24 protein-coding genes are annotated in these 24,270 nt (G+C 72.0%); 9 read left to right on the top strand and 15 right to left on the bottom strand.

What is annotated here, in order from left to right; all coding sequences use genetic code 11:
* Positions 1 to 49: 49 nt before the first annotated feature.
* The 8 genes from ACFYYN_RS39665 to ACFYYN_RS39700 all read right to left on the bottom strand — a co-directional run bounded on the left by ACFYYN_RS39665 (position 50) and on the right by ACFYYN_RS39700 (position 8,515).
* Positions 50 to 568, bottom strand: coding sequence for a hydrogenase maturation protease (locus ACFYYN_RS39665; protein WP_500549645.1), 519 nt, complete (start codon positions 566 to 568; stop codon positions 50 to 52).
* On the bottom strand, positions 565 to 1,929 hold the full coding sequence (locus tag ACFYYN_RS39670; protein ID WP_500549646.1) for a hypothetical protein: 1,365 nt from the start codon (positions 1,927 to 1,929) through the stop codon (positions 565 to 567). Before ACFYYN_RS39670 ends, ACFYYN_RS39665 begins: the two co-directional genes overlap by 4 nt.
* Positions 1,926 to 2,576, bottom strand: a complete 651-nt coding sequence (locus ACFYYN_RS39675) for a DUF6084 family protein (RefSeq protein ID WP_500324053.1) — start codon at positions 2,574 to 2,576, stop codon at positions 1,926 to 1,928. The genes ACFYYN_RS39670 and ACFYYN_RS39675 overlap by 4 nt, the downstream gene beginning before the upstream one ends.
* The gene (locus tag ACFYYN_RS39680) at positions 2,573 to 3,220 is read right to left on the bottom strand and encodes a DUF5947 family protein (protein ID WP_500549647.1); all 648 of its coding nucleotides are present in this window, start codon (positions 3,218 to 3,220) and stop codon (positions 2,573 to 2,575) included. Before ACFYYN_RS39680 ends, ACFYYN_RS39675 begins: the two co-directional genes overlap by 4 nt.
* The gene (locus tag ACFYYN_RS39685) at positions 3,217 to 3,738 is read right to left on the bottom strand and encodes a NifU-related iron-sulfur-binding protein (protein WP_499509583.1); all 522 of its coding nucleotides are present in this window, start codon (positions 3,736 to 3,738) and stop codon (positions 3,217 to 3,219) included. The genes ACFYYN_RS39680 and ACFYYN_RS39685 overlap by 4 nt, the downstream gene beginning before the upstream one ends.
* Positions 3,735 to 5,519 (bottom strand): nickel-dependent hydrogenase large subunit, encoded by a 1,785-nt coding sequence (locus ACFYYN_RS39690; RefSeq protein WP_500549648.1) that lies wholly within the window; start codon positions 5,517 to 5,519, stop codon positions 3,735 to 3,737. The genes ACFYYN_RS39685 and ACFYYN_RS39690 overlap by 4 nt, the downstream gene beginning before the upstream one ends.
* A gap of 65 nt (positions 5,520 to 5,584) precedes the next feature.
* Positions 5,585 to 6,670 carry an NADH-quinone oxidoreductase subunit B family protein gene (locus ACFYYN_RS39695; protein ID WP_500549649.1) on the bottom strand — a complete coding sequence of 362 codons (1,086 nt, stop codon included), beginning with the start codon at positions 6,668 to 6,670 and terminating at the stop codon, positions 5,585 to 5,587.
* Positions 6,671 to 6,802: 132 nt separating this feature from the next.
* Complete coding sequence (locus ACFYYN_RS39700) at positions 6,803 to 8,515, bottom strand: hydrogenase maturation protein (protein ID WP_500549650.1); 1,713 nt, start codon at positions 8,513 to 8,515, stop codon at positions 6,803 to 6,805.
* A gap of 264 nt (positions 8,516 to 8,779) precedes the next feature.
* Here ACFYYN_RS39700 and ACFYYN_RS39705 point away from each other — a divergent pair, with 264 nt between their 5' ends.
* On the top strand, positions 8,780 to 10,348 hold the full coding sequence (locus tag ACFYYN_RS39705) for a cellulose binding domain-containing protein (protein WP_500549651.1): 1,569 nt from the start codon (positions 8,780 to 8,782) through the stop codon (positions 10,346 to 10,348).
* 298 nt (positions 10,349 to 10,646) lie between these two features.
* Positions 10,647 to 11,084: a subtilase-type protease inhibitor gene (locus ACFYYN_RS39710; RefSeq protein WP_500324059.1), complete on the top strand. Its 438-nt coding sequence runs from the start codon at positions 10,647 to 10,649 to the stop codon at positions 11,082 to 11,084.
* A 123-nt stretch (positions 11,085 to 11,207) separates the two neighbouring features.
* Here the strand turns inward: ACFYYN_RS39710 and ACFYYN_RS39715 are convergent, their stop codons facing one another.
* Positions 11,208 to 12,002 (bottom strand): SDR family NAD(P)-dependent oxidoreductase, encoded by a 795-nt coding sequence (locus ACFYYN_RS39715; RefSeq protein ID WP_500549652.1) that lies wholly within the window; start codon positions 12,000 to 12,002, stop codon positions 11,208 to 11,210.
* 293 nt (positions 12,003 to 12,295) lie between these two features.
* On the opposite strand from ACFYYN_RS39715, the gene ACFYYN_RS39720 reads away from it, so the two are divergent.
* From ACFYYN_RS39720 to ACFYYN_RS39735, 4 genes are all read left to right on the top strand, one after another.
* Positions 12,296 to 13,492 carry an alginate lyase family protein gene (locus ACFYYN_RS39720; RefSeq protein ID WP_500324061.1) on the top strand — a complete coding sequence of 399 codons (1,197 nt, stop codon included), beginning with the start codon at positions 12,296 to 12,298 and terminating at the stop codon, positions 13,490 to 13,492.
* 36 nt (positions 13,493 to 13,528) lie between these two features.
* Positions 13,529 to 14,308 carry a crotonase/enoyl-CoA hydratase family protein gene (locus tag ACFYYN_RS39725; protein WP_500549653.1) on the top strand — a complete coding sequence of 260 codons (780 nt, stop codon included), beginning with the start codon at positions 13,529 to 13,531 and terminating at the stop codon, positions 14,306 to 14,308.
* A 239-nt stretch (positions 14,309 to 14,547) separates the two neighbouring features.
* On the top strand, positions 14,548 to 16,191 hold the full coding sequence (locus ACFYYN_RS39730; RefSeq protein ID WP_500549654.1) for a M4 family metallopeptidase: 1,644 nt from the start codon (positions 14,548 to 14,550) through the stop codon (positions 16,189 to 16,191).
* Positions 16,192 to 16,293: 102 nt separating this feature from the next.
* Complete coding sequence (locus ACFYYN_RS39735) at positions 16,294 to 16,653, top strand: nuclear transport factor 2 family protein (protein ID WP_500549655.1); 360 nt, start codon at positions 16,294 to 16,296, stop codon at positions 16,651 to 16,653.
* Positions 16,654 to 16,662: 9 nt separating this feature from the next.
* On the opposite strand, the gene sigJ is transcribed toward ACFYYN_RS39735, so the two are convergent.
* The gene (gene sigJ / locus ACFYYN_RS39740; protein ID WP_500549656.1) at positions 16,663 to 17,619 is read right to left on the bottom strand and encodes an RNA polymerase sigma factor SigJ; all 957 of its coding nucleotides are present in this window, start codon (positions 17,617 to 17,619) and stop codon (positions 16,663 to 16,665) included.
* Positions 17,620 to 17,788: 169 nt separating this feature from the next.
* Here sigJ and ACFYYN_RS39745 point away from each other — a divergent pair, with 169 nt between their 5' ends.
* On the top strand, positions 17,789 to 18,172 hold the full coding sequence (locus ACFYYN_RS39745; RefSeq protein ID WP_500549657.1) for a hypothetical protein: 384 nt from the start codon (positions 17,789 to 17,791) through the stop codon (positions 18,170 to 18,172).
* Between the two features lie 11 nt (positions 18,173 to 18,183).
* Here the strand turns inward: ACFYYN_RS39745 and ACFYYN_RS39750 are convergent, their stop codons facing one another.
* Positions 18,184 to 18,639, bottom strand: a complete 456-nt coding sequence (locus ACFYYN_RS39750) for a hypothetical protein (protein ID WP_500549658.1) — start codon at positions 18,637 to 18,639, stop codon at positions 18,184 to 18,186.
* 165 nt (positions 18,640 to 18,804) lie between these two features.
* Here ACFYYN_RS39750 and ACFYYN_RS39755 point away from each other — a divergent pair, with 165 nt between their 5' ends.
* Positions 18,805 to 19,881, top strand: coding sequence for a protein kinase family protein (locus tag ACFYYN_RS39755; RefSeq protein ID WP_500549676.1), 1,077 nt, complete (start codon positions 18,805 to 18,807; stop codon positions 19,879 to 19,881).
* A 129-nt stretch (positions 19,882 to 20,010) separates the two neighbouring features.
* On the opposite strand, the gene ACFYYN_RS39760 is transcribed toward ACFYYN_RS39755, so the two are convergent.
* From ACFYYN_RS39760 to ACFYYN_RS39775, 4 genes are all read right to left on the bottom strand, one after another.
* Complete coding sequence (locus ACFYYN_RS39760) at positions 20,011 to 20,244, bottom strand: DUF5959 family protein (protein WP_500549659.1); 234 nt, start codon at positions 20,242 to 20,244, stop codon at positions 20,011 to 20,013.
* A gap of 3 nt (positions 20,245 to 20,247) precedes the next feature.
* Complete coding sequence (locus ACFYYN_RS39765) at positions 20,248 to 20,982, bottom strand: PhzF family phenazine biosynthesis protein (protein WP_500549660.1); 735 nt, start codon at positions 20,980 to 20,982, stop codon at positions 20,248 to 20,250.
* Positions 20,983 to 20,996: 14 nt separating this feature from the next.
* Positions 20,997 to 21,599, bottom strand: coding sequence for a DUF4328 domain-containing protein (locus ACFYYN_RS39770; protein WP_500549661.1), 603 nt, complete (start codon positions 21,597 to 21,599; stop codon positions 20,997 to 20,999).
* Positions 21,600 to 21,698: 99 nt separating this feature from the next.
* Complete coding sequence (locus tag ACFYYN_RS39775; RefSeq protein ID WP_500549662.1) at positions 21,699 to 22,541, bottom strand: GntR family transcriptional regulator; 843 nt, start codon at positions 22,539 to 22,541, stop codon at positions 21,699 to 21,701.
* A gap of 256 nt (positions 22,542 to 22,797) precedes the next feature.
* Here ACFYYN_RS39775 and ACFYYN_RS39780 point away from each other — a divergent pair, with 256 nt between their 5' ends.
* Positions 22,798 to 24,237, top strand: coding sequence for a cellulose binding domain-containing protein (locus ACFYYN_RS39780; protein WP_500549663.1), 1,440 nt, complete (start codon positions 22,798 to 22,800; stop codon positions 24,235 to 24,237).
* Positions 24,238 to 24,270: the final 33 nt, after the last annotated feature.

Raw genomic sequence — 24,270 nt, forward strand, 5'->3', positions numbered from 1 at the left:
GGGGTGCTCCTTTCTGCTCGTTGCCGGGATCTGTGGCGCGGCGGGCCGGTCAGGCCACCGCGTGCGGGTCCGCGGGCCGGTCGCACTCCTCGCCGACGACCCGCAGCACCAGGCGTACGGCCTCGTCCACGGCGGCGGCCACGGGAGCGCTCAGACCGATGCCCTCCTCCAGGCAGGCCGGCTCGCAGCCCACCACCAGGACCCGGGAGGGCCTGGGGGCATCCGTCCCGGCGCTGAGGGTGTCGAGCAGCGCCAGTACGGTGTCCGGGGTCATCCGGTGCCCGTCCACGAGGGCCTCGCCCGGGCCTTCGCCGCCGGGCGGCGGAGCCTCGATGAGGTGCAGCGTGCCGGGGGAGCCGCCGCGCGCGACGGCGTCGACGAGGACCACGCTGCGGTACCCGTCGAGGAGCTGGTAGGCCAGGTGCACGCCCCGCACGCCGGTGTCGGTGACGTGGACGCCGTCGGGCAGCGGGTGCCCGGACAGCCGGCGCACCACTTCGACGCCGAAGCCGTCGTCACCCAGGAAGATGTTGCCGATGCCGGCGACCAGCACGCCGCCCGTGCTCACGCGTCCTCCAGGGGAGCGAGTTCGTCGGGCTGGAAGTACAGGAACCGGCCCTGTTCGCGGCGGATCTCCGCGCCGGGGTCGCCGTCGACGGTGACCGCGAGGTGCACCCCGCCGTCCACGTCGTGCAGCACCGCCTCCACCTGGGCGCTGCGCCCGTGCAGGAACAGGTCCTGTGCGTCGGTGCGCCGCCGTCCCGGCTGCAGTACGACCCGGCTCCCCGCGGCCACCCAGGTGTCGCCCACCATCACGCGGTCCCGGGCCGGGTCGACCGAGGCGTCGGCGCCGGGGTCCCACCAGGGGGTCCGGGGAGCCGCGGAGGGCGGGCCTGCCGGAGCGGTGACCTCGCGCAGCGCGCGCACGGCCCCGTGCAGACGCTCCATCACCTCCGGCGGCATGGACTCGGCCAGGTCGATCACCGCGGCGGCCCGGTCGTCCGTACCGCGCGCCTGCCGCTTCTCCTCGTCGGTGAGGGCGGCGGTGCGCAGCGCCAGGATCTCGTCGATCTCGGTGGCGTCGTAGAGCGCCCCCGGGCTTTCCGGGGCGATCCGCGGATGGTCCTCCAGGATGATCGGGGAGGAGAGCACCACGTTCGCCGCGCCGTGGTCGCCCGCCAGCACCGGCCAGGTGTTCTCGTTGCGGCACTCGGCGACGGCGGCCTTCGCCCATTCCGGCGGGTCCGTCATCGACACGAAGTAGCCGGAGGTCAGGCCCAGCATCAGATGGGCCGAGACCAGCGCGTGCGGCAGTGCCTCCTCGCGGCTGGAGGCCAGGGCGCACCCGGTGTTCTCCGCGACGGCGGTGAGCCTCAGCACCCGGTAGGGGCCGGGCAGTTCCTCGGCGGAGATCCGCAGGACGCCCTCCAGGCGTGCCCGGCGGCGCAGGACGCGCCCGGCGGGGCTGCCGTCGGCGCCGGTGACGATCTCGCTCTCCTCCGTCGCGGGGACGGTGAAGGGCAGGACGACGTCCTCGGCGGTCAGCGCCGCGATGTCGACGGACACCTCGACGCGTTCCTCCACGCCCTCGTCCCACGGGACCAGCACCCGGTCCGGCAGCTGGAGTTCGTCGGTGGGCTCGAACTCGCCGTCGGGCAGGATCCGTTCCACCGTGCGCCGCTGGGTGTGCAGGAAGCGCAGTTCCGCGTGGAGCGCGGCGTCCGCGCGCGGCTCCATGAGGATCTGGGTCCGCTGCAGGACGGGTTCGCCGGACGCGTCCGCCCACACCGGGGGCACGAGCACCCCGAACTGCCAGCGCATCCGGTTCTTCGCCGAGGACGCCCGGTACGGGTAGAGCACGTAGCCCTCGAACAGGACGGCGTCGGCGGCCTGACGGGCCGTCGCGAAGCGTTCCGTGGCGGCCGTCACCGGGCGGCACCTCCCGCCGGGGCGGCGGCGCCGGCGAGCAGGGCCTCGACGGTCGCCTCCCAGGAGGGCAGCGCGTTCGCGCTGCGGAAGGACCGCAGCGACTCCAGCGCCGTACGCGGGAGCCGGATCCAGCCGCACCCCGGGAAGTGGGCGTCGATGGTCTCGCGCCACACCGCCACCGGCATGCGGCACACGGCCTCCTTGTCCCAGGGCACCGGCTGCACCTGGAAGCCGGCCGGGCCGAGGAAGGCGGTGCCGGAGAAGAGCAGCAGCAGCGGCGCCTCGCCGTCCTCCAGGGCCTCGAAGTACTTCGTCGAGGCGACGTCCATGTCGTAGGTGCACGGCACCGGCAGGTCCACCTCGGTCTCGCCGGTGAAGCCCGGCACCATCAGCGACACCTGGGCGAACTGCATCGGCTGCAGCGTGCTGCCCCACCGCTCGCGCTCGCCGAACAGGTCGCCGAGGCCCTGCGCCTCGGCCTCGCCGTACGCCCGCTGCGCCGGTTCGATGCGCAACTGGCAGCGCAGCGCGAGGGCGTGCACCCGTTCCCCGCCAGGGGCGGTGATGCGCAGCCGGAAGACCAGCGTCGGTCCGGCGGCGTACCGGTCCGCCCGTACGCCCGTGCAGGCGAAGTCCAGCTCGGTCACGTCGGCAACCCCTCCCGCGGCACCGGTGCGGCCCGCTGTCGTACGTCGTCGAAGAAGGCGGCCAGTTCGGCGCGGGCGCCGGAACCGCCGTCGAACCCCTGCCAGTTCAGGCGCAGCCGGCCCACCAGCTCGTAGGCCCGGTCGACCGGGAGGAGGAAGCACTCGCCCCCGTCGCCCCCGTCGCCGTCCCGGCGGACGAGCAGCGCCTCCACGTCCGGCCGCAGCGCGGCCGCCAGCGGCGAGTCGCCGAAGACCTCCCGCCAGGTGCCCGGATCGACCTCGCTCTCGGTGGCGCCGGCCGGGCTCGGGTAGAGGACCACCGGCCGGTCGAGCACCGAGTTGTGGAAGAAGAAGGCGACCGAGACGGGGATGCGCAGCCGCTGCCAGGAGGCCGTGCCGGGCACCGAGCCCGGGTCGCTGAGCATCCGGTCGGGCACGGAGGCGAAGCGGCCCCCGCCGGCGCCGGGCCGTTCGAAGAGCAGCGCGCACGGTACGCAGGCGCAGGCCAGCGCGCGCTTGCCGGTGTCGACCAGGTGCCGGTGGGGTCCCGTCAGCTCCACCCCGCACAGCTCGCAGCGCTCGATCGCGGGCTGCCGGGGCGCCACGAAACGGCGCAGTCCGGCCGCGGGGGTCCGCGGGCTCACGGCGCCCCCGGTGGACGGTTGCCGATCTGCAGCAGCGCGGGCTCGCCCGCCGCCGGGCCGGAGCGCGGCATCTCGACCACCGTCACCTCGGGCGCGAAGCAGGACAGTGCGGCCTCGATGCGCTGCCGGGTGGCGTCCATGGTGCTGGGGCAGCCGCAGCCGCCGTCCTCGCGGGCGTTCAGCCGCAGCGTGCCGGTCTCGGGGTCGAAGTGCTCGATGCCCACCGTCGCCCCGGCGCGCGCCGCTTCGACGGCGCGGCCGACCCGGGTGAGGGTGTCCTCGGGGTGCAGGTCGTGCAGGGTCAGCAGACCCGCCACCATCTCGTCGGCGATCAGCACGGCGAGCGGGTCGGCCGTGCCGTTCTTGAGGAGCGTGACGGCGCGCGTCAGGCCCGCGCCGTAGAACTCCATGAGGGTGCGCACCAGTTCCTCGGCGGCGCGTGCCGTCTCGCCGTCACCGGAGGCCGCGAACGCGTCGAGGATCTCCTCGACGCGCCGCGCCGTCTGCTCCGCGCTCATCCGGCCATGCCGCTCAGACCGGTGGGGACGTGGAGCTTCTCCACGGTGCGCCCGCCGCCGACGTACATGTGGACGCCGCACGGCAGACACGGGTCGAAGCTGCGCACGGCCCGCATGATGTCGATGCCCTTGAAGTTCTCCGGGGAGTTCTCCTCGAAGATCGGGGTGTTCTGCACCGCGTCCTCGTACGGGCCCGGGGTGCCGTAGCTGTCGCGCACGCTGGCGTTCCACGGGGTCGGCGGGTACGGGTGGTAGTTGGCGATCTTGCCGTCACGGATGACCATGTGGTGCGAGAGCACACCGCGCACCGCCTCGGTGAATCCCACGCCGATGCTCTCGTCCGGGACCTCGAACTTCTCCCACGTCTGGGTGCGGCCCGCGCGGACCTCCTCCAGCCCCATCTCGGCGAAGTGCAGGGCGCAGGCGGCGGCGTAGGCCTGGAAGTACGTGCGGGCCCGGTTGCGCTCCAGGGCGTTGCTCCACTGCGGGATCTTCCACTCGAAGGTGGTCTCCGGCTTGGTGAGCGTCCTGGGCAGGTTGATCACCACGCTGTGCCCGGTGGCCTTCACGTACCCCAGGTCGACCAGTCCGTTGAGCGCGGTGGACCACAGCCGGGCGAGCGGTCCGCCGCCGGTGTCCAGCGCCAGGTGCTCCTTGCCGTCGAACCAGCGCGGGGACATCACCCAGCTGTACTTGTCGCCGAAGTCGCGCTTCTGGGGCGCCGGGATGGTGTGCTGGTTCCACGGGTGCCGCGGGTCGACCGGGTTGCCGAGCGGGTCGTGGGTGACGAACTGCTGCTGGCCCTCCCAGTCCTGGTAGTAGGAGCTGCCCAGCAGGATGCGGATGCCCAGGTTGATCTGCGTGAGGTCGTTGGTGACCAGCTTCCCGTCCACCACGATGCCGGGGGAGACGAACATCTTCCGTCCCCAGTCGGTCATGTTGGCATACGTGAAGTCGCAGTGCTCGGGGTCGTTGAACGCGCCCCAGCAGCCGAGCATGACGCGGCGGCGGCCGACCTCCTCGTAGCCGGGCAGGGCTTCGTAGAAGAAGTCGAAGAGGTCGTCGTGGAGCGGCACGACGCGCTTCATGAACTCCACGTACCGCATCAGCCGGGTGAGGTAGTCGGTGAACAACTGCACCGACGCGATGGTGCCGACGCCGCCCGCGTAGAGGGTGGAGGGGTGGACGTGCCGGCCCTCCATCAGACAGAACATCTCGCGGGTGTAGCGGCTGACCTGCAGCGCCTCGCGGTAGAACTCTCCCTCGAGCGGGTTGAGCGAGCGCATGATGTCGCCGATGGTGCGGTAGCCGTGCTCGGCGGCGTGCGGGGCCTCGGTGCGGTTGGCCTGCTCCAGGACGCCCGGGTTGGTCTCGCGGACCATCTTTTCGCAGTAGTCGACCCCGACCAGGTTCTCCTGGAAGATGTTGTGGTCGAACATGAACTCCGCGGCCTCGCCGAGGTTGATGATCCACTCGCCGAGGTGCGGCGGCTTCACCCCGTACGCCATGTTCTGCGTGTAGACCGAGCAGGTGGCGTGGTTGTCGCCGCAGATGCCGCAGATCCGGCTGGTGATGAAGTGCGCGTCGCGGGGGTCCTTGCCCCGCATGAAGACGCTGTAGCCGCGGAAGACCGACGAGGTGCTGTAACACTCCGCGACGCGCTTCTGCTTGAAGTCGATCTTCGTGTGGATACCGAGGCTGCCCACGATCCGGGTGATCGGATCCCAGGACATCTCCATCAGGCCACTGCCGTCTCCGGCCGTCTTCGTCTTCGGAGCCATGGTGTGTGCGTGCCCTTCGTCAAGCGGGGGAGGGGGTGGTCAGTGGCCGGGGCGGTGCCGTGAGGTCACCAGGGCGCCTTGTAGCCGGTGGTGAGCTTCCGGCCGGTGTGACGCCACTTGGGCTCCTTGTCCACGGTCCTGGCCGTGATGGAGCGCAGCCGCCGGATCGCCGCGCCGTACGCGCCGCTGGCGGTGCTGGACAGCCGCGCGCCGGGGGGCTCGTCCATGAACGGCATGAACATGTCCGGGAAGCCGGGCATGGTGCAGGCAATGCAGATGCCGCCGACGTTGGGGCAGCCGCCGATGCCGTCCATCCAGCCGCGCTTGGGGACGTTGCACTTCACGACCGGGCCCCAGCAGCCGATCTTCACCAGGCACTGCGGCGAGTCGTAGCGGTCGGCGAACTGGCCCTGCTCGTAGTAGCCCGCCCGGTCGCAGCCCTCGTGCACGGTCGCGCCGAACAGCCATGCCGGGCGCAGCTTGTCGTCCAGCGGGATCATCGGCGCGGAGCCGGCCGCCTGGTAGAGCAGGTACGTCAGCGTCTCGGCGAAGTTGTCCGGCTGGATGGGGCAGCCGGGTACGCAGACGATCGGGATGCCCGCCTTCGACTTCCACTCCCAGCCCAGGTAGTCCGGCACGCCCATGGCGCCGGTCGGGTTGCCCTCTATGGCGTGGATGCCCCCGTAGGTGGCACACGTGCCGATGGCGACCACGGCCAGGGCCTTGGGCGCGAGCCGGTCGATCCACTCGCTGGTGGTGATCGGCTGGCCCGTCTCGGGGTTGTCGCCGAAACCGCACCAGTAGCCCTCCGCCTTGATCGCCTCGTTGGGGACGGACCCCTCGACGACCAGGACGAACGGATCGATCTCGCCGCGCTCGGCCTTGAAGAACCACTCGATGAAGGTGTCGGCGCCCCCGACCGGACCGCACTCGAAGTCGATCAGCGGCCAGTGCACCTGGATCTTGGGGAGCCCGGGAAGGCCGCCCAGGACGATCTCCTCGATGCTGGGCAACGTCGCGGCGGTCAGCGACACCGAGTCGCCGTCGCAACTGAGCCCCGCGTTGATCCAGAGAATGTGGATCGGGGCCTGCTCGTCCCCGGCTGCCGGGGTACGCGCGGCGTCGTTCTTGGTCGAAGCAGTCGCATCCATCGGGATGCCTCCTCATCGAGCGACAAATGCCACATAAAGGCATCTATCCCCCTTGATAGCGAGTGGCTCGCCGGGAGGGGACGTCGAAGAGGGCCAATACGGTGACCGCCCCGCGATCCGCGCAGCCGCCCCTCAGGGGCAGGAGGCCGCCGACGCCTCCCGCAGGTGCGCTGGGGTGCCGGCGGGGGTGCGGCGGTGGACGAAGGCGGAGCGGAGGGCGTGGTACGGGGAGCGGGGGTCGAAGAAGGCCTCGCGCATGCGGGACAGCTCCTCGGCGCGGTGGGACGCCAGGGGGCGCTCCGCCTCGCGGCGCTCGGTCTCCGCCTTCTTGGCGGCGATCCTGGGCTGGGTCCCGGCCGTACGGGCCAGGCGGGCCGCGAGGCGGGCGACGTCGGCGCCGAACTCCTGCGGGCCGCACATCAGCAGCCGGTCCACCAGGCCGATCCGCAGGGCGGCGGCCGCGCCGACCGGGAGCGCCTGCTCCGTCAGGCGCGCGGTCATGGCGGGGCCGACCCGGCGGGGCAGGGTGTACGTCCAGTACTCGGAGCCGTACAGGCCCATCAGGCGGTAGTGCGGGTTGAGCACCGCGCCCTGGCGGCACCAGACCTCGTCGGCGGCGAGGGCGAGCATCACGCCGCCCGCGCCCGCGTTGCCGCCGAGCGCGGCGATCACCAGGCGGTCGGTGGTGGTGAGGACCGCCTCGACCAGGTCGTCGATGGCGGTGATGTTCGCCCAGGACTCGGCGCCCGGGTCCGCGGCGGCCTCGATGGTCTTGAGGTCGATGCCGTTGGAGAAGACGTCCCGGGTGCCGCCCAGCACGAGCACCGAGGTGGGCCGCGTGCAGGCGTGGCGGTACGCGGTGAGGAGCCGGCGGCAGTCGGCGGCGGACATCGCGCCGCCCGCGAACGTGAACGACAGGACGCCCGCCGCGCCGTACTCGCGGTAGCGGATGTCGGCCCAGGTGGCACGGTCGCCGGCGAGCTCCGGGGGCAACGGTTCCTCCGGCAGCGGCGGCAGGAGCGCGCCGAGGGCGGTGACGGCGGGCAGCGCGAACGTGGGCGGGCCGCCGGGGGCGGGACGGGGCCGCAGCCGGGGGATCCACACGGCGCCGTCGCGGGTGGCCCGGCAGACCGCGCCCGCGCGGGTGGCCAGCAGCCGCCCCGGCTCGCCGCGCAGCCGGTCCTCGGGGTGGCCGCCGTGCAGGAACCAGCGGGCGCCGAGGAGCTCGTCCAGGACGCCCGGCCGCGAGTCGGCGGCGCGCAGCTTGCGCAGCACGGTCGTGGTCGGGTCGGCGGCCCAGTCGATGCGCCGCTCGTCCTGGCCGAGGGCGGGGCGGAGGCGGACGACCGCTCCGAGGGCCGGGTCGCCCTGCTGCCGCGGGACGTACGCGCCCGTCGCGAACCGGTCGACGGCCAGCAGGACGGCCTCCATGGCGGCGTCCGAGATCTCGCCCCGGTACAGGTCGCTCTTGCCGACCGGGGGCACCGCGCAGTCCACCGCGGCCCAGACCGGGCCCGCGTCCATCTCCTCCTCGGCCTGCAGGACCGTCACGCCCCATGCGGCGACGCCCTCCTGGACGGCACGGTCCAGGGAGGCGGGGCCGCGGTCGCCGGGTGGCCCCGGGTGCACGACGAGGCAGGTGCGGGCGGTCCTGACGTCCGCGGGGATCGCCGCCTTGAGCATGGGTGCCACGACGAGTTCCGGCTCGTGGCGGGCGACCGCCGTGCGCATGGCGTCGCCGTCCGGTGTCACCTCCACGGCGACGGCGTGGCCCAGCTCGCCGAGTTCCGCGTACATGCGCTGCGTCAGGCTGTTGAACGCCGACGCCATGAGCAGGATGTGCATGACGACCTCCCGGGCCGCCCGGCACGATCGGGGAGGAGGGAGCACCGGCCCCGGCCTTCAGCGATGATGCCTGCCCCGTGGGCGTCCGCGGGTGCGGCCCGGCCGTCGTTCACCCGGTTGCCACCGGGCCGGCCGCCACTCAGGGGGTGCGGCTCCGTGATCCCGGACCGCTCCGCGTATTGACGCGAACGCATCAACTCGATAGGTCTACACCAGATGCATTTGGTACAGACCAACTGCGCGTTCCCCCCACGGGAGGCCCGGATGCGAAGAACTCTGGCCCTGGTCACGGCGCTCGTCGGAGCGCTCGTCCTGCTCCTCGCCCCGCCCGCCGCCGCAGCGGCGCCGAGCGCGGCCTTCGTCAAGACGTCCACCTGGGAGACCGGATACCAGGGGCAGTACACGATCACCAACGGCGGCACCACCACGCTCAGCGGATGGACCGTCGAGTTCGACCTGCCGTCGGGGACGAGCGTCGGCTCGTACTGGGACACCCTGATGACCCAGAGCGGCAGCCACTACACCTTCAAGAACCGCGACTACAACGGCACCCTCGCGCCCGGCGCGACCGCCGCCTTCGGCTGGGTCTCCTCGGGCACCGGGGCGCCTGCGAACTGCAAGCTCAACGGTGGGTCCTGCACGGGCACCGGCGGCGGACCGGACACCACCGCGCCCAGCGTCCCCGGCGGGGTGAGCGTCGGCTCGGCCACCTCCTCCTCCCTCACCGTCCGCTGGACGGCCTCCACGGACAACTCCGGCAGCGTCGCCGGCTACGAGGTCTCCCGGGACGGCGCCGCGCCCGTCGCCGTGACCGGCACCTCGTACACCGCCGGCGGGCTGCAGGCGAGCACCGCCTACTCCTTCCGGGTCCGCGCCAAGGACGCGGCGGGCAACACCTCGGCGTACAGCACCGCCGTGAGCGGCACGACCACCTCCGGCGGCACCAACCCGCCCCCGGGCGGCGTGCGTACCGCGCCGTACGTCGACATGGGCGCCTGGCCGACGCCCAGCCTCACCACGCTGTCCTCGGCGAGCGGCCTGAAGAGCTTCACGATGGCCTTCATCACCGCCTCGTCCTGCAAGGCGATGTGGTTCAACGCCTATGACCCGCGCGACGCCTGGAACAAGGACCAGATCGACGCGATCCGCGCGGCCGGCGGTGACGTCAAGATCTCCTTCGGTGGTGCCAGCGGCATCGAACTCGCGCAGGCCTGCGGCTCCGTCGACGCGTTGTACGCCGAGTACAACGCGGTGGTCAACGCCTACGGCCTGACGTACGCCGACTTCGACATCGAGGGCGCCGCCACCGCCGACCCCGCGTCCGTCGCCCGCCGCTCCCAGGCACTGGCCCGCCTCCAGCAGGCCCATCCGGGGCTGCGGATCTCGCTCACCCTGCCCGTCCTGCCGGAGGGGCTCACGGCGGACGGTCTGGGCGTCGTGCGCTCGGCCCGGGACGCCGGGGTGAACCTCGACGTTGTCAACATCATGGCGATGGACTACTACCGCAGCGCCGACTACGGCGACGCGGCGATCCAGGCGGCCAACAGCACCTTCACCCAGCTCAAGTCGCTCTACCCCGCCAAGTCCGACGCCCAGCTGTGGGCGATGGTGGGCGTCACGCCGATGCTCGGGCAGAACGACGACGGCCGGATCTACGACCAGGCCGACGCGCGCCAGTTGGTGAGCTTCGCCCAGGGCAAGCACCTGGGCCTGCTGGCCTTCTGGGAGACGACCCGGGACCGCAACGCCTGCACCGGCGCGCTCTACATGTGCACCAACATCCCGCAGTCCCCGTACGAGTTCTCGCGGATCTTCGCGGGCTACACCGGATAGCGCCCCCTGGCACCGTCCTCGCGGGTCGTCGGCGTGTGCAGAACACGGCGGCGGCCCGCTGCTTTCCGGCCGATGTGGAGACGATGTGTCGATCCGTGAAGGCGCTTTCACGGAGGCCCCGGCTCCGCTGAGTCCATTCACCCGGACGCCCAGCTCACCGCAAGTGCGACACAACGGATAGTACACACTGTGAACAACCGGTGACCGAAAGTCGCGGAGCGATGTGACGGGCGGGCGTTCGATGCACAAGACTCCTCGACGTCCGATAACCGGATCAATTGCCGAAGGAGTGTTCGCTATGCGGTTCAGTGCGGTGGGGACCTGCCTGGCCCTGGTGGCGGCGGTGTGTTCGGCGGGGGTCGCGGCCGGCTCGGCGGAAGCCCGGCCGGCCGGGGCGACGAGCCTGTACGCGCCGTCCGCGCTCGTCCTGTCCGTGGGGAAGGGGGAGGACCCCGCGACGGCGACGATACAGCGCGCGGTCGTGCTGCGGTGCAAGCCCACCCCGTACGGGGACCACCCGGACCCGGTGGCCGCCTGCGCGGAGCTCACCGCGGTCCACGGGGACTTCGCGGCGATGACGGCCGACGCCGGGGGCGTGACCTGCACCCGGGTGTGGGACCCGGTCGTGGTCACCGCCGACGGGGTCTGGGAAGGCCGGCGCGTCACCTTCGCGCAGACCTTCGGCAACCCGTGCATGCTGCGCGGCAGCGACACGGCCGGCGTCTTCGCCTTCTGACGCCGATGCCGTGAACCAAGGCCACGGGGTTCACCGTGGGGGAGAGCCCTGTGAGGGGGCGGCCGACTCGTGGGACGGGGTCGGCCGCCCCTGTTTTCGCGTGTTCCCCGTCGTGGCGGGGCGTCAGGTCGTCTTGATCTGGCCGCCGTCGATGGTGAACTCGGCGCCCGTGACGTTGCCCGCGACGGGCGAGGCGAGGAAGGCGACCAGGGCGGCGACCTCCTCGGGCTCGGTGATGCGCCCGGTGGAGATGCCCATGGTGCGCGGCACGACCTCGTCCAGGGCCTCCTGGGTGCTGGTCCCGGCGGCCGCGGCCGTCTGGTCGGCGAAGGCCCCGGGAGCGGTCCAGAAGGGCGTGCGGACGGGGCCGGGGGCGACCGCGTTGACGCGGACGCCCCGCGGGGCGAACTCCTCGGACAGTGACTTCGTCAGGTTCGCCAGTGCGGCCTTGGCGGCCGAGTAGTCCACGACCATGGGGAAGGGGAGGCGTGCGTTGACGGACGTGATGTTCACGATCGCGCCGCCGCCCGCCGCCAGCATGTGGGGGAGCGCGGCGCGGGTGGTGCGGACCGCGCTGAAGAAGGAGATCTCGAAGACGCGCCGCCACTCCGCGTCGTCCACCTCGAGGAAGCCGCTGCGGGACGTCCCGGAGCCTACGTTGTTGACCAGGACGTCGACGGCTCCGTAGCGTTCGGCGGCCTGCCGTACGAGTTCGGCGGGGCCGTCCGGGGTGGAGAGGTCGACGGCCACGGGGGTCACGTCGTAGGCGTCCTGGAGGCCTCGCGCCTGCGGGGTGATGCTGCGGCTGCCCGCGACGACGCGCACGCCCTCACGCGCGAGCGTCTGCGCCACCGTCAGGCCGATGCCCCGGCCGGCTCCGGTGACCACCGCGACCTTGCCCTGAAGCTGCAGTTCCATGGGGACCCCTTCGGGATGGGCGCATGCGTATCGAGCCTGGGGGAGGGGAGGCGGGCCCGCCATCGGAGCGCCGCCGGGCGGGGGCAGGTGTGAGGGTGGGTCAGATACGTGTCCTCGCGCCCCGTCGGCCCGTCCGAGCCGTGTGCATCGCGGTGGCAGGTATCAGCCGTGCACGACAAGGGACTTGACGGGGCATTGGTCTAGTCCTACCGTCATCCGTCAATCGCAGTGTTCACGGGTGCATCCGCGGTTCACCCATGTGAATATGCCGTCTCCTGGGAAGGCGTCCCCCCATGTCCCACAGGTCACAAGGTCTCCTCACCAAGGGCGTCTTCGCCCTCGTCGCGGCGCTGGTCGCCGCCCTCCTGACCGCGTTGCCCGGCAGTGGTCGCGCCGACGCCGCGCCCGCTGCCTTCAGCCACCCCGGCGTCCTGGTCAGCCGAGCCCAACTCGACTTCGCGCGCAGCAAGGTGCAGGCCGGAGCGCAGCCCTGGAAGGGCGCTTACGACCAGATGATGGCGTCGGCGTACGCCTCGCAGTCGCGCACCCCCAAGCCGCGCGCGGTCGTCGAGTGCGGCTCCTACTCCAACCCCAACTACGGCTGCACCGATGAGCGCGAGGACGCGATCGCCGCCTACACCAACGCGCTGGCCTGGTACGTCACCCGTGACGCCAAGTACGCCCAGAAGGCGATCCAGCTGATGGACGCCTGGTCGGCCACCATCACCGACCACACCAACAGCAACGCCCCGCTGCAGACCGGCTGGGCGGGCTCGGTGTGGCCGCGCGCGGCGGAGATCATCCGCTACACGTACACCAGCTGGCCGAACGTGAACCGCTTCGCCACCATGCTGCGCAACGTCTACCTCCCCGAGGTCATCAACGGCTCCAAGAGCAACGGCAACTGGGAGCTCAGCATGATGGAGGCCGCCGTCGGCATCTCCGTCTTCCTCGACGACCGCACCTCGTACGACAAGGCCGTGACCCGCTACCTCAACCGGGTCGCCGCGTACGTCTACCTGGACACCGACGGCGCGCTGCCCAGGACCGTGCCCGGCAGCGGGCTCGACACCCGCGACGAGATCGTCGGCTACTGGCAGGGCCAGTCCACCTTCGTGACCGGTCTCACCCAGGAGACCTGCCGCGACTTCACGCACACCGGCTACGGCATCTCGTCGATCTCGCACGTCGCGGAGACCAGCCGCATCCAGGGCGAGGACCTCTACCCGCAGGTCGGCGAACGGCTCCGGCAGGCGCTGGGCTTCCAGTCCAAGTACCAGCGGGGCGAGGCCGTGCCGTCCTGGCTGTGCGGCGGGCACCTCAACCTGGGGCTCGGGCCGGTCACCGAGGTCGGCTACAACGCGATCCACAACCGGCTCGGCTACGCCATGACCAACACCCAGGCGCTCACCGAGTCCCAGCGCCCGGCCGGCAGCAACAACCTCTTCGTCGCCTGGGAGACCCTGACCCACGGCGATAACCTCTCCTGACCAGGCAGAGGTGACCGGCGGCGGAGGGAACAGGCCATGCCCGTACGTGTCGAGCGCAGCGGACCCGTCACCACGGTGGTGCTCTCGCGCCCCGAGGCGCGCAACGCCGTCGACGGCCCGACGGCGCGCGAGCTGGCCGACGCCTTCCGCGAGTTCGACGCCGACCCCGGCGCCTCGGTCGCCGTGCTGTGGGGCGAGGGCGGCACCTTCTGTGCGGGTGCCGACCTCAAGGCCATCGGCACCCCGCGCGGCAACGAGGTGACCGGCGTGACCGAGGGGGGCGGCGGGGACGGGCCCATGGGGCCCACCCGCCTGCGGCTGGGCAAGCCGGTCATCGCGGCGATCTCGGGTCACGCGGTGGCCGGCGGCCTGGAACTCGCCCTCTGGTGCGACCTGCGGGTCGCCGAGGAGGACGCCGTGCTCGGGGTGTTCTGCCGGCGCTGGGGCGTGCCCCTGATCGACGGCGGGACGGTACGGCTGCCGCGGCTGATCGGCACCTCCCGCGCGATGGACCTGATCCTGACGGGGCGTCCGGTCGCCGCGGCCGAGGCGTACGCCATGGGCCTGGTCAACCGGGTGGCCCCGGTCGGCGGGGCACGCGCCGCCGCCGAGGGGCTCGCCGCGGAGATCGCGGCCTTCCCGCAGACCTGCGTACGGCACGACCGGCTCGCGGTGCTGGAGGCCGAGGGTCTGGAGGAAACGGCCGCGCTCGAGGTCGAGTTGCGGCACGGCCGGGTGTCCCTCGCGGAAGCGGGGGAGGGCGCGGCGCGTTTCTCGGCGGGGGCCGGGAGGCACGGCGCGTTCGAGGTGAGCTGACCGGCGCGGAGCGTCCGACGGGGGCCGATCCGCGCCGGTCGTCCGGCTGACCTGCGCCCATCGCGTGTCCGCCGTGTGTGGTTCGGCCGGTTCCCGTGTGTGGACCACGGACGCGCTCTGGACATCCGTATGTCATGGGCACTTAAATCTGGCACCGCCTCACCTCCGCACCCGGGGCCGCCCCACCGTGGCCGGACGCAGATGCGGGGACCGCGCACGCCCCCCACCAGAGGAGCACGATGCAGCCCAGCACCAGACGTGCCGCGACCGCCATATCCGCGGCGCTCGCCGCGACCGCCGTCACGGCCGCCCTCCTGACGCCCTCCGCGGCCTCCGCGTCCGGACGGGACCTCCCCTCCCGGGCCACCGGCGTCGCCCGCGCCGACGCCGCCGTCACGGCCAACGCCGGCCGGCTCTCCCTCACGTCCGCGCAGGGCCGTACCGTCCGCGACGTCGTCACCGACACGGACGGCGCCCAGCACGTCCGCTACGACCGGACCTACCGCGGACTGCCGGTCCTCGGCGGCGACCTCGTCGTCCACCTCGCCCCGGGCGGTGCCTACGAGGGCGCCGAGCGTGCCACCCGCTCCGACCTCGCCGTCCCGAGCACCACCCCCGCAGTCAAGGCCGCGACCGCCGCCGACAAGGGCCTGGCCGCGCTCCGTTCCGCCCACCGCGGGACCACCTTCCGGCAGGCCAAGGCCAAGCCGCAGCTCGTCGTCGACGCGCTGCACGGCACGCCCCGGCTGGCCTGGCGCACCACGGCCGTAGGCCTCGACAGCCTGGGCAACCCCGCCGCCCGCGTCGTCCTCACCGACGCCCGCACCGGCGCCCGCATCGACGCCTGGGACGCCCTGGAGACCGCCGCCGGGGACGGCAAGTCCCTGTACGCCGGCACCGTGTCCCTGGAGACCACCCTCAGCGGCAGCACCTACCAGCTGAAGGACCCCACCCGCGGCAACACCTACACCGGCGACGCGCAGAACAAGACCGACCTGTGCATCTTCGGCATCTGCTTCTCCCGGGCCCCCGCGGTCCTCTTCACCGACGCCGACAATCACTGGGGCACCGGCACCACCGCCGACCGCGCGACGGCCGCCGTCGACGCCCAGTACGGCACCGACGAGACCTGGGACTACTACAAGACCGTCCACGGCCGCAGCGGCATCGCCGGCGACGGCAAGGGCTCGTACAACCGCGTCCACTACGGCAACAACTACAACAACGCCTTCTGGGACGACAGCTGCTTCTGCATGACCTACGGCGACGGTGACGGCACCACCTTCGGGCCGCTGGTCGCCCTCGACGTCGCCGGGCACGAGATGTCCCACGGGGTCACCTCGCGCACCGCGGGCCTCACCTACTCCGGGGAGTCCGGTGGCCTCAACGAGGCCACTTCGGACATCTTCGGCACGCTGGTCGAGTGGTACGCGGGCAACGCCTCCGACACCGGCGACTACCTCATCGGCGAACGCATCGTGAAGCCCGGCTTCGGCAAGGCAGCGCTGCGCTTCATGGACAAGCCCTCCAAGGACGGAAGTTCCGCCGACTGCTGGAGCTCGGGCGTCGGCAACCTCGACGTCCACTACTCCTCCGGCGTCGCCAACCACTTCGCCTACCTGCTGGCCGAAGGCAGCGGCGCCAGGACGATCAACGGCGTCAGCTACGACAGCCCCACCTGCAACGGCTCCACGGTGGGCGGCATCGGCCGCGACAAGCTCGGCAAGATCTGGTACCGCGCCCTCACGGTGTACATGACCTCCGGCACCAACTACGCGGGCGCCCGCACCGCCGCCCTCAAGGCCGCCACCGACCTCTACGGCGCGTCGAGCGCCGAGTACACCGCCGTCGCCGCCGCCTGGTCCGCCGTCAACGTCAACTGACGCCGACGCCGACGCCGGCACTGACGCCGGGACCGCACCACCGGCCCCGGGGGACCGACCACTGCCAGGTCGGCCCCGCGGGGCCCTGCCACACTGGCACCCGTGACCACCACTGACGCCGCGGCGGCGATACACGCGCACGTAGCGGCCTTCAACGCCCGGGACCTGGACGCGCTCCTCGCCGGCTTCACCGACGACGCCGTGTGGATCACCGGTACCACCACGGTGCGCGGCCGCGCCGCGCTGACCGGACTCTTCGACGAGGCGATGCGCGGGCTGCTCCCGACGCTGGAGGTGCACGACCTCATTGCCGCGGACGACCGTGCGGCCTGCCAGATGACCGAGACCCTCACCTACCGCGGCGAGCGCCGCACCTGCCCCATCGCCGCCTTCTACGAGCTCCGCGAGGGGCGGATCGCCTCGGCGAAGGTCTACCGCGAAGGCAGCGCGGACGTCGCCTGAGCGGCGACGTCAGGCGGATCCGCTCGCCGTCCACGGCCGGAGCTTGTCCGGGTTGCGGACCGCCCAGATGCGGGTGACGCGGTCGCCGGTGACGCCGAACGCCGCCACGGTGACGGTGACCCCGGCGTGCTGGGCCACCAGGCCGGGCAGGCCGTTGACCGTCCGCTCCAGGAGCGTCAGACCCGGCGACTTCGCCGCGATGTGGACCAGGTACCGGGCGATGCGCTCGCCGCCTTCGGCCGGGCGCAGGACGGTGCCGACCTGCCCGCCGCCGTCCGCGACCATCGTGGCATCGGGGTCGAGGAGGCCGACGAGGGCCTTGATGTCCCCGGCCTCCCAGGCCTCCTTGAAGTGCCGCACCACACCGGCCTGTCCGGCAGCCGGCACCGCCGGGTCCCGCTCGTCGCGCACACGCCGGCGGGCCGAGTACGCCAACTGCCGGCAGGCCGCCGGTGTCCGGCCGACGATCCCGGCGACCTCCGGGAAGGGGAACCGGAAGACGTCGTGGAGGACGAACGCCACGCGTTCGGCCGGCGTCATCGCCTCCAGCACGACCAGGAAGGCCATGGTCACCGACTCGTCCAGGGTGACCCGGTCGGCGGGGTCGGCCGACTCCGCCCCGCCCCCGACGGTGCGCCCGCCGGTCCACTCCGCACGGTCGGGCAGCGGCTCGGGTATCCAGGAGCCGACGTAGCGCTCGCGCCGGACGCGGGCCGAGCCGAGCAGGTCCAGGCAGACGCGACTCGCCACCGTCGTCAGCCAGGCGCCGGGCGACTCGATGGCCTCCTGCTGCTGCCGCGACATCGCGTACCAGCGGGCGTAGGTCTCCTGCACGGCGTCCTCGGCCTCGGCCAGCGAACCGAGCAGCCGGTAGGCGAGGTTGATGAGATGGCGCCGCTCGCCGACGACCACGCTCAGGTCCGGCTCCGACCGGTCGTGCCCTGACCGGAATGGGGTGCTGCTCATCCTCGCGACCGCTCCCTGTTCGTCCCGTCCGCTTCTGCTCCCGTCACTTCGACGGGACACCGCACCCGTTCGTCAGGCCGGTGCCCCGCCTGACAGTTCACGGGTCCAGGTCGTCGGAGTGACGGGACAGTACCGATCCGCACCCGTGCGACAGAAGAGGGACCGCGTCATGGCCACACGGACAACGGCAGAACACCGCAGCCTCACCTTCCTCCAGGTCGCGATCGTCCTGCAGACCTCGGCGATCTTCTTCCAGGCGGTCACCGCCGGAGTACTGCTCTCCTCGTCCCACGGCGAGGTGCTGCACGGTGTGGGAGCACGCGTGATGTACGGCGCCTCGATGCTGTACGTGCTCGCCGCGATCCTCGCGTGGCGGCCGGGCGGCGGATCGCCCCGCCCCATCCTGTACGCCTCCTGCTTCCTCGTCCTCGCCTCGGCACAGGTGGTGCTGGGCATCGCCCACATACCGTCGGTCCATGTCCCCCTTGGCGTGCTGATGTTCGGCCTGAGCGTGCTGGCGCTGGGCAACGCGCTGTACGCGCGCCGGTCCTAGCCGGCCCGCAGTCACGGCCGGCCGGCGGACGTCACCAAGGCGAGGGCCGCGGCGCACAGATCACGCTCCCAGCCAGGCAGGAGCGCGGGGAGGAGCCATTCGCTGTACACGGCAGCGGTCTCGAGGAAGTGGGTCTCCTCCGGGGTGTCCGCCGCGGCCGCGTAGAGCCCGCACGCCACCTCGACCGCGGTCAGCTCACCCCGGACGAGCGCCCGCGCACGGTCGAGGAGCACCCGCCGGCCGGCGGTCTCCTCGTCCGGCACCGGGATGCCCAGCTCACTCAGGGCCCGGTGGTACAGCTCACGGATCCCGGCCGCGTCGTCGCGGCGCGACAGCCCGGCGAGCTCCCTCAGTGCCGGCGAATCGTCACCGTCCACGAGCGCGTGGGCCGCCAGCATGGGCAGGTCCTCGACGGGCACGATCCCCGCGACGTACTGCCATGCGCTGTTCCGCAACCGTTCGCCCATGCGGGCATCTTGCGACGGAGCGGAACGCCGGGGCCAGGCATTTTTCCCCGGCGGCGGTCCGCCGGGGCCGGCCCTCCCCGGATTCCGTCGTGGAGCGTGACATAGAGTGTGGTCGTTGCGCTCGGCGGGAGTGTCAAGGTGGAGGCCGCAGTGAAGTGCCCCGACATGTCGCGTGGTGGGCGTCTGGCCGCCCATGGTGCCGTCTCCACCTCCCTGGCCCTGCGCAGTGACCGTGCCCTGCGCGAGCTCGTCGACACGGCCGTACCGCTCGGGTCCGGCATCGGGGGGAAGGCGGCCCTGCTGGAGGTCGCCGGAACCCCGGTCTTCGTGAAACGGGTGCCCCTCACCGATCTGGAGAGGCAACCCGAGCACGTCCGGTCCACGGCGAACCTGTTCGAGATGCCCGTCTTCTGCCAGTACGGCGTCGGCACCATCGGCGGGCCGGGCTTCGGGGCCTGGCGCGAGCTCGCCGTGCACACCATGACGACCAACTGGGTGCTCGCGGGGGAACACGAGGGCTTCCCCCTGATGTACCACTGGCGGGTGCTGCCGGACTCGACGCCCCTGCCCGAAGAACTGGCCGACATCGAAAGGGCCGTCGCCTACTGGGGCGGCGGACCGCAGGTGCGCCGCCGGATCGAGGCGCTCCAGCAGTCCTCGGCGAGCGTCGCGCTCTTCCTGGAGTACATCCCGCAGAACCTGCACCAGTGGCTGGGCACCCAGGTCGAAGCAGGGGACGAGACCGCCGACCGGGCCTGCGCCATGGTGGAGAGGGAACTGGAGGCCGGCATCTCGTTCATGAACGGCCACGGGCTCCTGCACTTCGACGCGCACTTCGAGAACATCCTGACCGACGGCCGGCGGCTGTACTTCGCGGACTACGGCCTCGCCCTGTCCTCCGGGTTCGAACTGTCGCAGGAGGAAGCCGACTTCTTCGACCGGCATCAGGCCTACGACCGCTGTTACACCGCCACATACCTGGTGAACTGGCTGGTCACCGCACTGTACGGATTCCGGAGGGAGGACCGGGAAGGCCGTTACGCGCTGGTGCGCGCCTACGCGGAGGGCAAACGCCCCACGGGAATCCCGGAGGTGGCCACGGCGATCCTCGCCCGGCACGCGCCGGTCGCCGCGGTGATCTCCGACTTCAACCTCTCCTTCCAGCGTCAGAGCAGGCAGACCCCGTTCCCGCTCGACGAGATCCGCCGGCTCGGCGCGATGGACGGCTCCCTCCTTCGCTGACGGACCTCAGGGCGGTCTCACAGCCGACGACGCGCAGCACGTGTCAACGAGGCCGCTCGTAGGCGTTCGGTGAGGTCTCCGCCATCACGGGGCCATGCCTCGCGCACCCGGCGCAGGCGCTCGACGTGCTCATCGGACCAGCCGTCGGGCAGCCGTAAGGACATCGGACCAGCGGTCCAGGTCGTCCGGATCGAGGCAGACTCCCAGGCGCCGCTGCGCGAACCCGCTCGTCACGGTGATCTCCGCGTCAAGGACGTCGTGCCGGGGCAGCACGCCGGGCACGTGCCGCCCCAGCACCCGGACGAGGAGACGGCCCTCCCCGTCGGTCAGCGAGATGAGGTCCACCGCCCGGTCCCCGGCCATGGGTCAGAGGTCGAGCAGATGGATACGGCGGCGGGAGGAGGTCGGTGTGCCGAGAGTGATCGCGGGGCGGGTGCGTGTGGGGGTGCCGGGGACGGCGCGCTCCAGGTGGACGCGGCCGCCGAGTTCGACCAGCCCGTCCGGTGCGGGGGCGGTGAGGATCTGGGAGCCGCGGCCCTGGGCGATGTTCAGGGAGCGGTCGAGGCGGTCGGTGAGCAGCAGCGCCGCCGAGCCGGTGGCCTCGACCTCGTCGACGCCGTCGCCGCGGCCCGGGAAGCCGCGGGCGCGGACGCGTCCAGCGGCCTCGTCCTCCCAGGCCCAGGCGTAGACCCATTCGCCGGGTGGCGGTACGGGCAGGGCGTCCACTTCCTCGGGCGAGTCGTACTGCCGCAGGGTGCGGTGCGGGGCCCAGGCGGGGCTGGCCTCCAGCCAGGTGAACTCGCCGTCGAGACGCACGCCCACGACCCCCGCCGGGGTGATCAGTTCGGGGGCGTCCAGCAGCCAGGCGGTGCCCATGCAGGGAGAGCCGGCGAAGGGCAGCCGTCCGTCCGCCGAGCGGATGTCGATGATGCCCCGCTCGGGGTCGTCCACGAACACGGTCTCGGCGAAGCCCGATCGCCGGGCGAACGCGACGCGGTCCTGCTCGTCGGTGACGGTGCTTCCGTCACGCACCACGGCCAACCGGTCGCCGTGGTCGCCGCCGGGTCCGCAGAAGACCCGCACTATGTCGTAGCCGGTCATGGCTGCAGCCTGCCTCATGACTGCGTGACGGGGGAGAGGGCCACCGAGGTGCCCAGCGTGGCGTTCTGGAGCGTGGTAATGCGCTCGATGAGGATGCCCACCAGTACGGCCGCGGCGATCATGAATGCCTCCGCGAGCGCGACCAGCGGAATCGAGGCCGGATCGATGTGACCCGCGGTCAGGAGCGCCAGCGCGTGTCCGAGCCAGGCCACCCACCAGAGGTTCACGACCGTCTTGTCGCGCGTCTCCTGCCACGAGACCGAACTCGCGCGCCCGATGTCCAGGAGCACCTGACGCGGGACGAAGAAGTTGACCAGCGGGACGAACCACACGCCGATGGTCCAGCCGCGGGACGGGAGGGACGCCTGGGGGGTCATCGCCTGCGCGTTGTGCCGCGCCCGTGCGAGCCAGACGAGGAACAGGACGATCGCGAGCGTCATGGCGTAGAGGAAGACCATGGAGACCATGCCGGAGGTGTGCAGGGTCTGCTGCGTGGGACGGAGGAAGTAGTCCCGGAGCGCCACCGCCCGGAACACGTCCAGGATCGCGGCCGCGGCTATCGCCGCCTGCGCGCAGCGGGCGGGCAACAGAGGGGATTTGGGGGGCTTGCTGGACATCGTGGATGGCCTGTCTCGGGTCGTGCGCGGCTCCGGTGGACACGGGAGCGGAGTGATCATAGGGGTTGAGGGCCGCACATGTGTACGGGTTGCGGGCCCTCATCCGCGGGGCTGTACGTCCCCCACCACGTGGGCGAGCGTGCCGGCCGGGACGGCGCGTTCGTCGGGGGGCATGCCCGGGTGGTGTCCCGCCGGAACGGGCCGGCCCGCGGGCGCGGAGTCGGCGAGCGAGAGGCGCGAGACGATGCGGTAGCGGTCGCCGCGGTAGAGGGAGTGCACGTACTCCACGGGGCGGCCGGCGGCGTCACTGGTGAGGCGGTCGAAGAGGAGTGCGGGGGAGAGCACCGGCACGTGCAGCAGCCGGGCCTCCTCCTCGTTGGCGACGGTGGGTTCGATGGACTGGACGGCCTCGTGCACGTGGACGCCGTGCCGCTCGCGCAGGTACGCGTAGAAGTCCCCGGACTCCATGTCGGCGGCGCGCAGCCCCGGCACCAGGTCGGCCGGTACGTGCAGGTACTCCACGGCCATCGGCTCGCCGTCGACGAGGCGGAGGCGGGCGATGTAGACGATCTCGGCGGCCGGCGACACGCCGAGCTTGCGGCCGACGCGGGCGCCGGCCCGTACCGTGGCGAACTCCAGGACGCGGCTGAGCCAGTGGCCGGAGGCCTGCGGCAGGCTGAAGGCGTTCTCCCTCTGGGCGAGTTCCTGGGTGATCTTCTCGGGGGCGACGAACATGCCGCTCCCGTGGCGCCGGACGAGCAGGCCGGTGGTGACCAGCTCGTCGACGGCCGAGCGCACGGTGGGGCGGGAGACGTCGAGCCGCTCGCACAGGGCGCGCTCCGAGGGGATCGGGGTGCCCGGTGCCTGGGACTCGACGAGTTCCAGGAGGTGGTCGCGGACCCGTTCCCGTTTCAGCGGTGACCGCGGTGCCTCACCCGTCATGCGCCCCGCCCTTCTCCGTGGCCGTGCAGTGCAGTGCCGTGCAGCGCCGTGCAATGCCGTGGGCCCGAGGCTATCCAGTTGCTGACCAGTTCTCCAGCCTTCCGCCGTAGCTTGGGCTGTCGACGTCCCGAATTCCCTTCCTGTTACGGGACTTGACCCCTCATCTGGTCTATGCCACCTTCCCTTACCAGTGGAAGACCAGTTGCCAAGTGGTAAGCCCTCCCCCACGCGCTCCACCCGACTGGAAGGGGTCCCCATGTCAGGACCGTTCCGCACCACCGCCCGGGTCCGCACCGCCGTGGCCGCCTGCGCGACGGCGGGTCTCGCCTGCGCCGGGCTCGTCGCGCTGCCCGCGTCCGCCGCGGCGGCCACGCTCACCGCGCAGTACCGGACGAGCGCGTCCGGGGCCACCGCGGACCAGACCGAGCCCTGGCTCGAGATCACCAACCGGGGCACCTCGTCCGTCCCGCTCGGCGAGGTGACCCTGCGCTACTACTTCAAGGCCGACAGCCCCACCACCGCGTACCGCTTCGCGTGCTCCTGGGCGGTCAAGGGGTGCGCCAACATCACCGGTACCTTCGGCACCCTCGCCAACCCCACCGCCACCGCCGACCGTTACCTGGAGATCGGCTTCACCTCCGGCGCGGGATCGCTCGCCCCCGGGCAGAACACCGGCGACATGCAACTGCGCTTCCACCGCGCGGACTGGCAGCGCCTGACCCAGTCCGACGACTACTCGTTCAACGGCTCCCAGACGTCGTACGCGGACTGGGACAAGGTCACCGTGCAGCGCGGCGGCTCGGTCGTCTGGGGCACCGCGCCCGCCGGCAACGACCCCACCACGCCGCCCACGGATCCGCCGACCACGCCGCCCACCGACCCCAACGCACCCGCGCTCTTCGACGACTTCAGCTACACCTCGAGCAGCGACCCCGCGCTGCAGAGCCACGGCTGGACCGTGAAGTCGGGCCAGGGCGGCCCCGGCGTACCGGGCGCCACCTGGTCCCCGCAGGACGTCACCTTCGTGGCGGGCACCGGGAGCAACAAGGTCATGAACCTGCGCCTCACCACCGACGGCACCGCCGCCGGCACCAAGGAGAGCGAGATCCAGACCAGCGCCCGCAAGTTCCGCAACGGCACCTACGCCGCCCGGGTGCGCTTCGACGACACCCCGACCGGCGGCCCCGACGGGGACCACGTCGTGCAGACCTTCTTCGCCTTCACGCCGCTCAACGCCCCGATGGACCCGAACTACAGCGAGCAGGACTTCGAGTACCTGCCCAACGGCGGCTGGGGCGAGCCGAGCAACATCATGTACACGACGTCCTGGGAGACCTACAACCCGGACCCGTGGAACGCCGTCAACACCCACTCGGAGAACCGCCGGAGCTACGACGGCTGGCACGACCTGCAGTTCACCATCGACAACAACGCCATCACCTACTACATCGACGGCCAGGTCTTCGGCACCCACGGCGAGCCCTACCTGCCCGAGACCGGCCAGTGGATCGACTTCAACCACTGGCTCATCGACCTCGCAGGCCAGACGGGCAGCACCTCGCGCTCCTACGACCAGCAGGTGGACTACGTCTACTTCGTCAAGGACCAGGTGCTGACCCCGGCCCAGGTCGCCGCCAAGGTGGCCGCCTACCGCACCGCGGGCACCGTCTTCACCGACACCGTCCCTGGCAGCTGACCGGGCCCCGTGCCGCCGCCCACCGCCACAGGG

It is taken from the genome of Streptomyces sp. NPDC001902, from assembly GCF_042891295.1.
Lineage (GTDB): Bacteria > Actinomycetota > Actinomycetes > Streptomycetales > Streptomycetaceae > Actinacidiphila.

Coding starts and splice junctions, on each gene's coding strand:
- ACFYYN_RS39765 (WP_500549660.1), bottom strand. CDS start 20,982: ATGACCGGCTACGACATAGTGCGGGTCTTCTGCGGACCCGGCGGCGAC.
- ACFYYN_RS39700 (WP_500549650.1), bottom strand. CDS start 8,515: ATGCACATCCTGCTCATGGCGTCGGCGTTCAACAGCCTGACGCAGCGC.
- ACFYYN_RS39730 (WP_500549654.1), top strand. CDS start 14,548: ATGCAGCCCAGCACCAGACGTGCCGCGACCGCCATATCCGCGGCGCTC.
- ACFYYN_RS39720 (WP_500324061.1), top strand. CDS start 12,296: ATGTCCCACAGGTCACAAGGTCTCCTCACCAAGGGCGTCTTCGCCCTC.
- ACFYYN_RS39695 (WP_500549649.1), bottom strand. CDS start 6,670: ATGGATGCGACTGCTTCGACCAAGAACGACGCCGCGCGTACCCCGGCA.
- ACFYYN_RS39715 (WP_500549652.1), bottom strand. CDS start 12,002: ATGGAACTGCAGCTTCAGGGCAAGGTCGCGGTGGTCACCGGAGCCGGC.
- ACFYYN_RS39755 (WP_500549676.1), top strand. CDS start 18,805: ATGTCGCGTGGTGGGCGTCTGGCCGCCCATGGTGCCGTCTCCACCTCC.
- ACFYYN_RS39705 (WP_500549651.1), top strand. CDS start 8,780: ATGCGAAGAACTCTGGCCCTGGTCACGGCGCTCGTCGGAGCGCTCGTC.
- sigJ (WP_500549656.1), bottom strand. CDS start 17,619: ATGAGCAGCACCCCATTCCGGTCAGGGCACGACCGGTCGGAGCCGGAC.
- ACFYYN_RS39745 (WP_500549657.1), top strand. CDS start 17,789: ATGGCCACACGGACAACGGCAGAACACCGCAGCCTCACCTTCCTCCAG.
- ACFYYN_RS39690 (WP_500549648.1), bottom strand. CDS start 5,519: ATGGCTCCGAAGACGAAGACGGCCGGAGACGGCAGTGGCCTGATGGAG.
- ACFYYN_RS39770 (WP_500549661.1), bottom strand. CDS start 21,599: ATGTCCAGCAAGCCCCCCAAATCCCCTCTGTTGCCCGCCCGCTGCGCG.
- ACFYYN_RS39760 (WP_500549659.1), bottom strand. CDS start 20,244: ATGGCCGGGGACCGGGCGGTGGACCTCATCTCGCTGACCGACGGGGAG.
- ACFYYN_RS39775 (WP_500549662.1), bottom strand. CDS start 22,541: ATGACGGGTGAGGCACCGCGGTCACCGCTGAAACGGGAACGGGTCCGC.
- ACFYYN_RS39780 (WP_500549663.1), top strand. CDS start 22,798: ATGTCAGGACCGTTCCGCACCACCGCCCGGGTCCGCACCGCCGTGGCC.
- ACFYYN_RS39685 (WP_499509583.1), bottom strand. CDS start 3,738: ATGAGCGCGGAGCAGACGGCGCGGCGCGTCGAGGAGATCCTCGACGCG.
- ACFYYN_RS39750 (WP_500549658.1), bottom strand. CDS start 18,639: ATGGGCGAACGGTTGCGGAACAGCGCATGGCAGTACGTCGCGGGGATC.
- ACFYYN_RS39725 (WP_500549653.1), top strand. CDS start 13,529: ATGCCCGTACGTGTCGAGCGCAGCGGACCCGTCACCACGGTGGTGCTC.
- ACFYYN_RS39710 (WP_500324059.1), top strand. CDS start 10,647: ATGCGGTTCAGTGCGGTGGGGACCTGCCTGGCCCTGGTGGCGGCGGTG.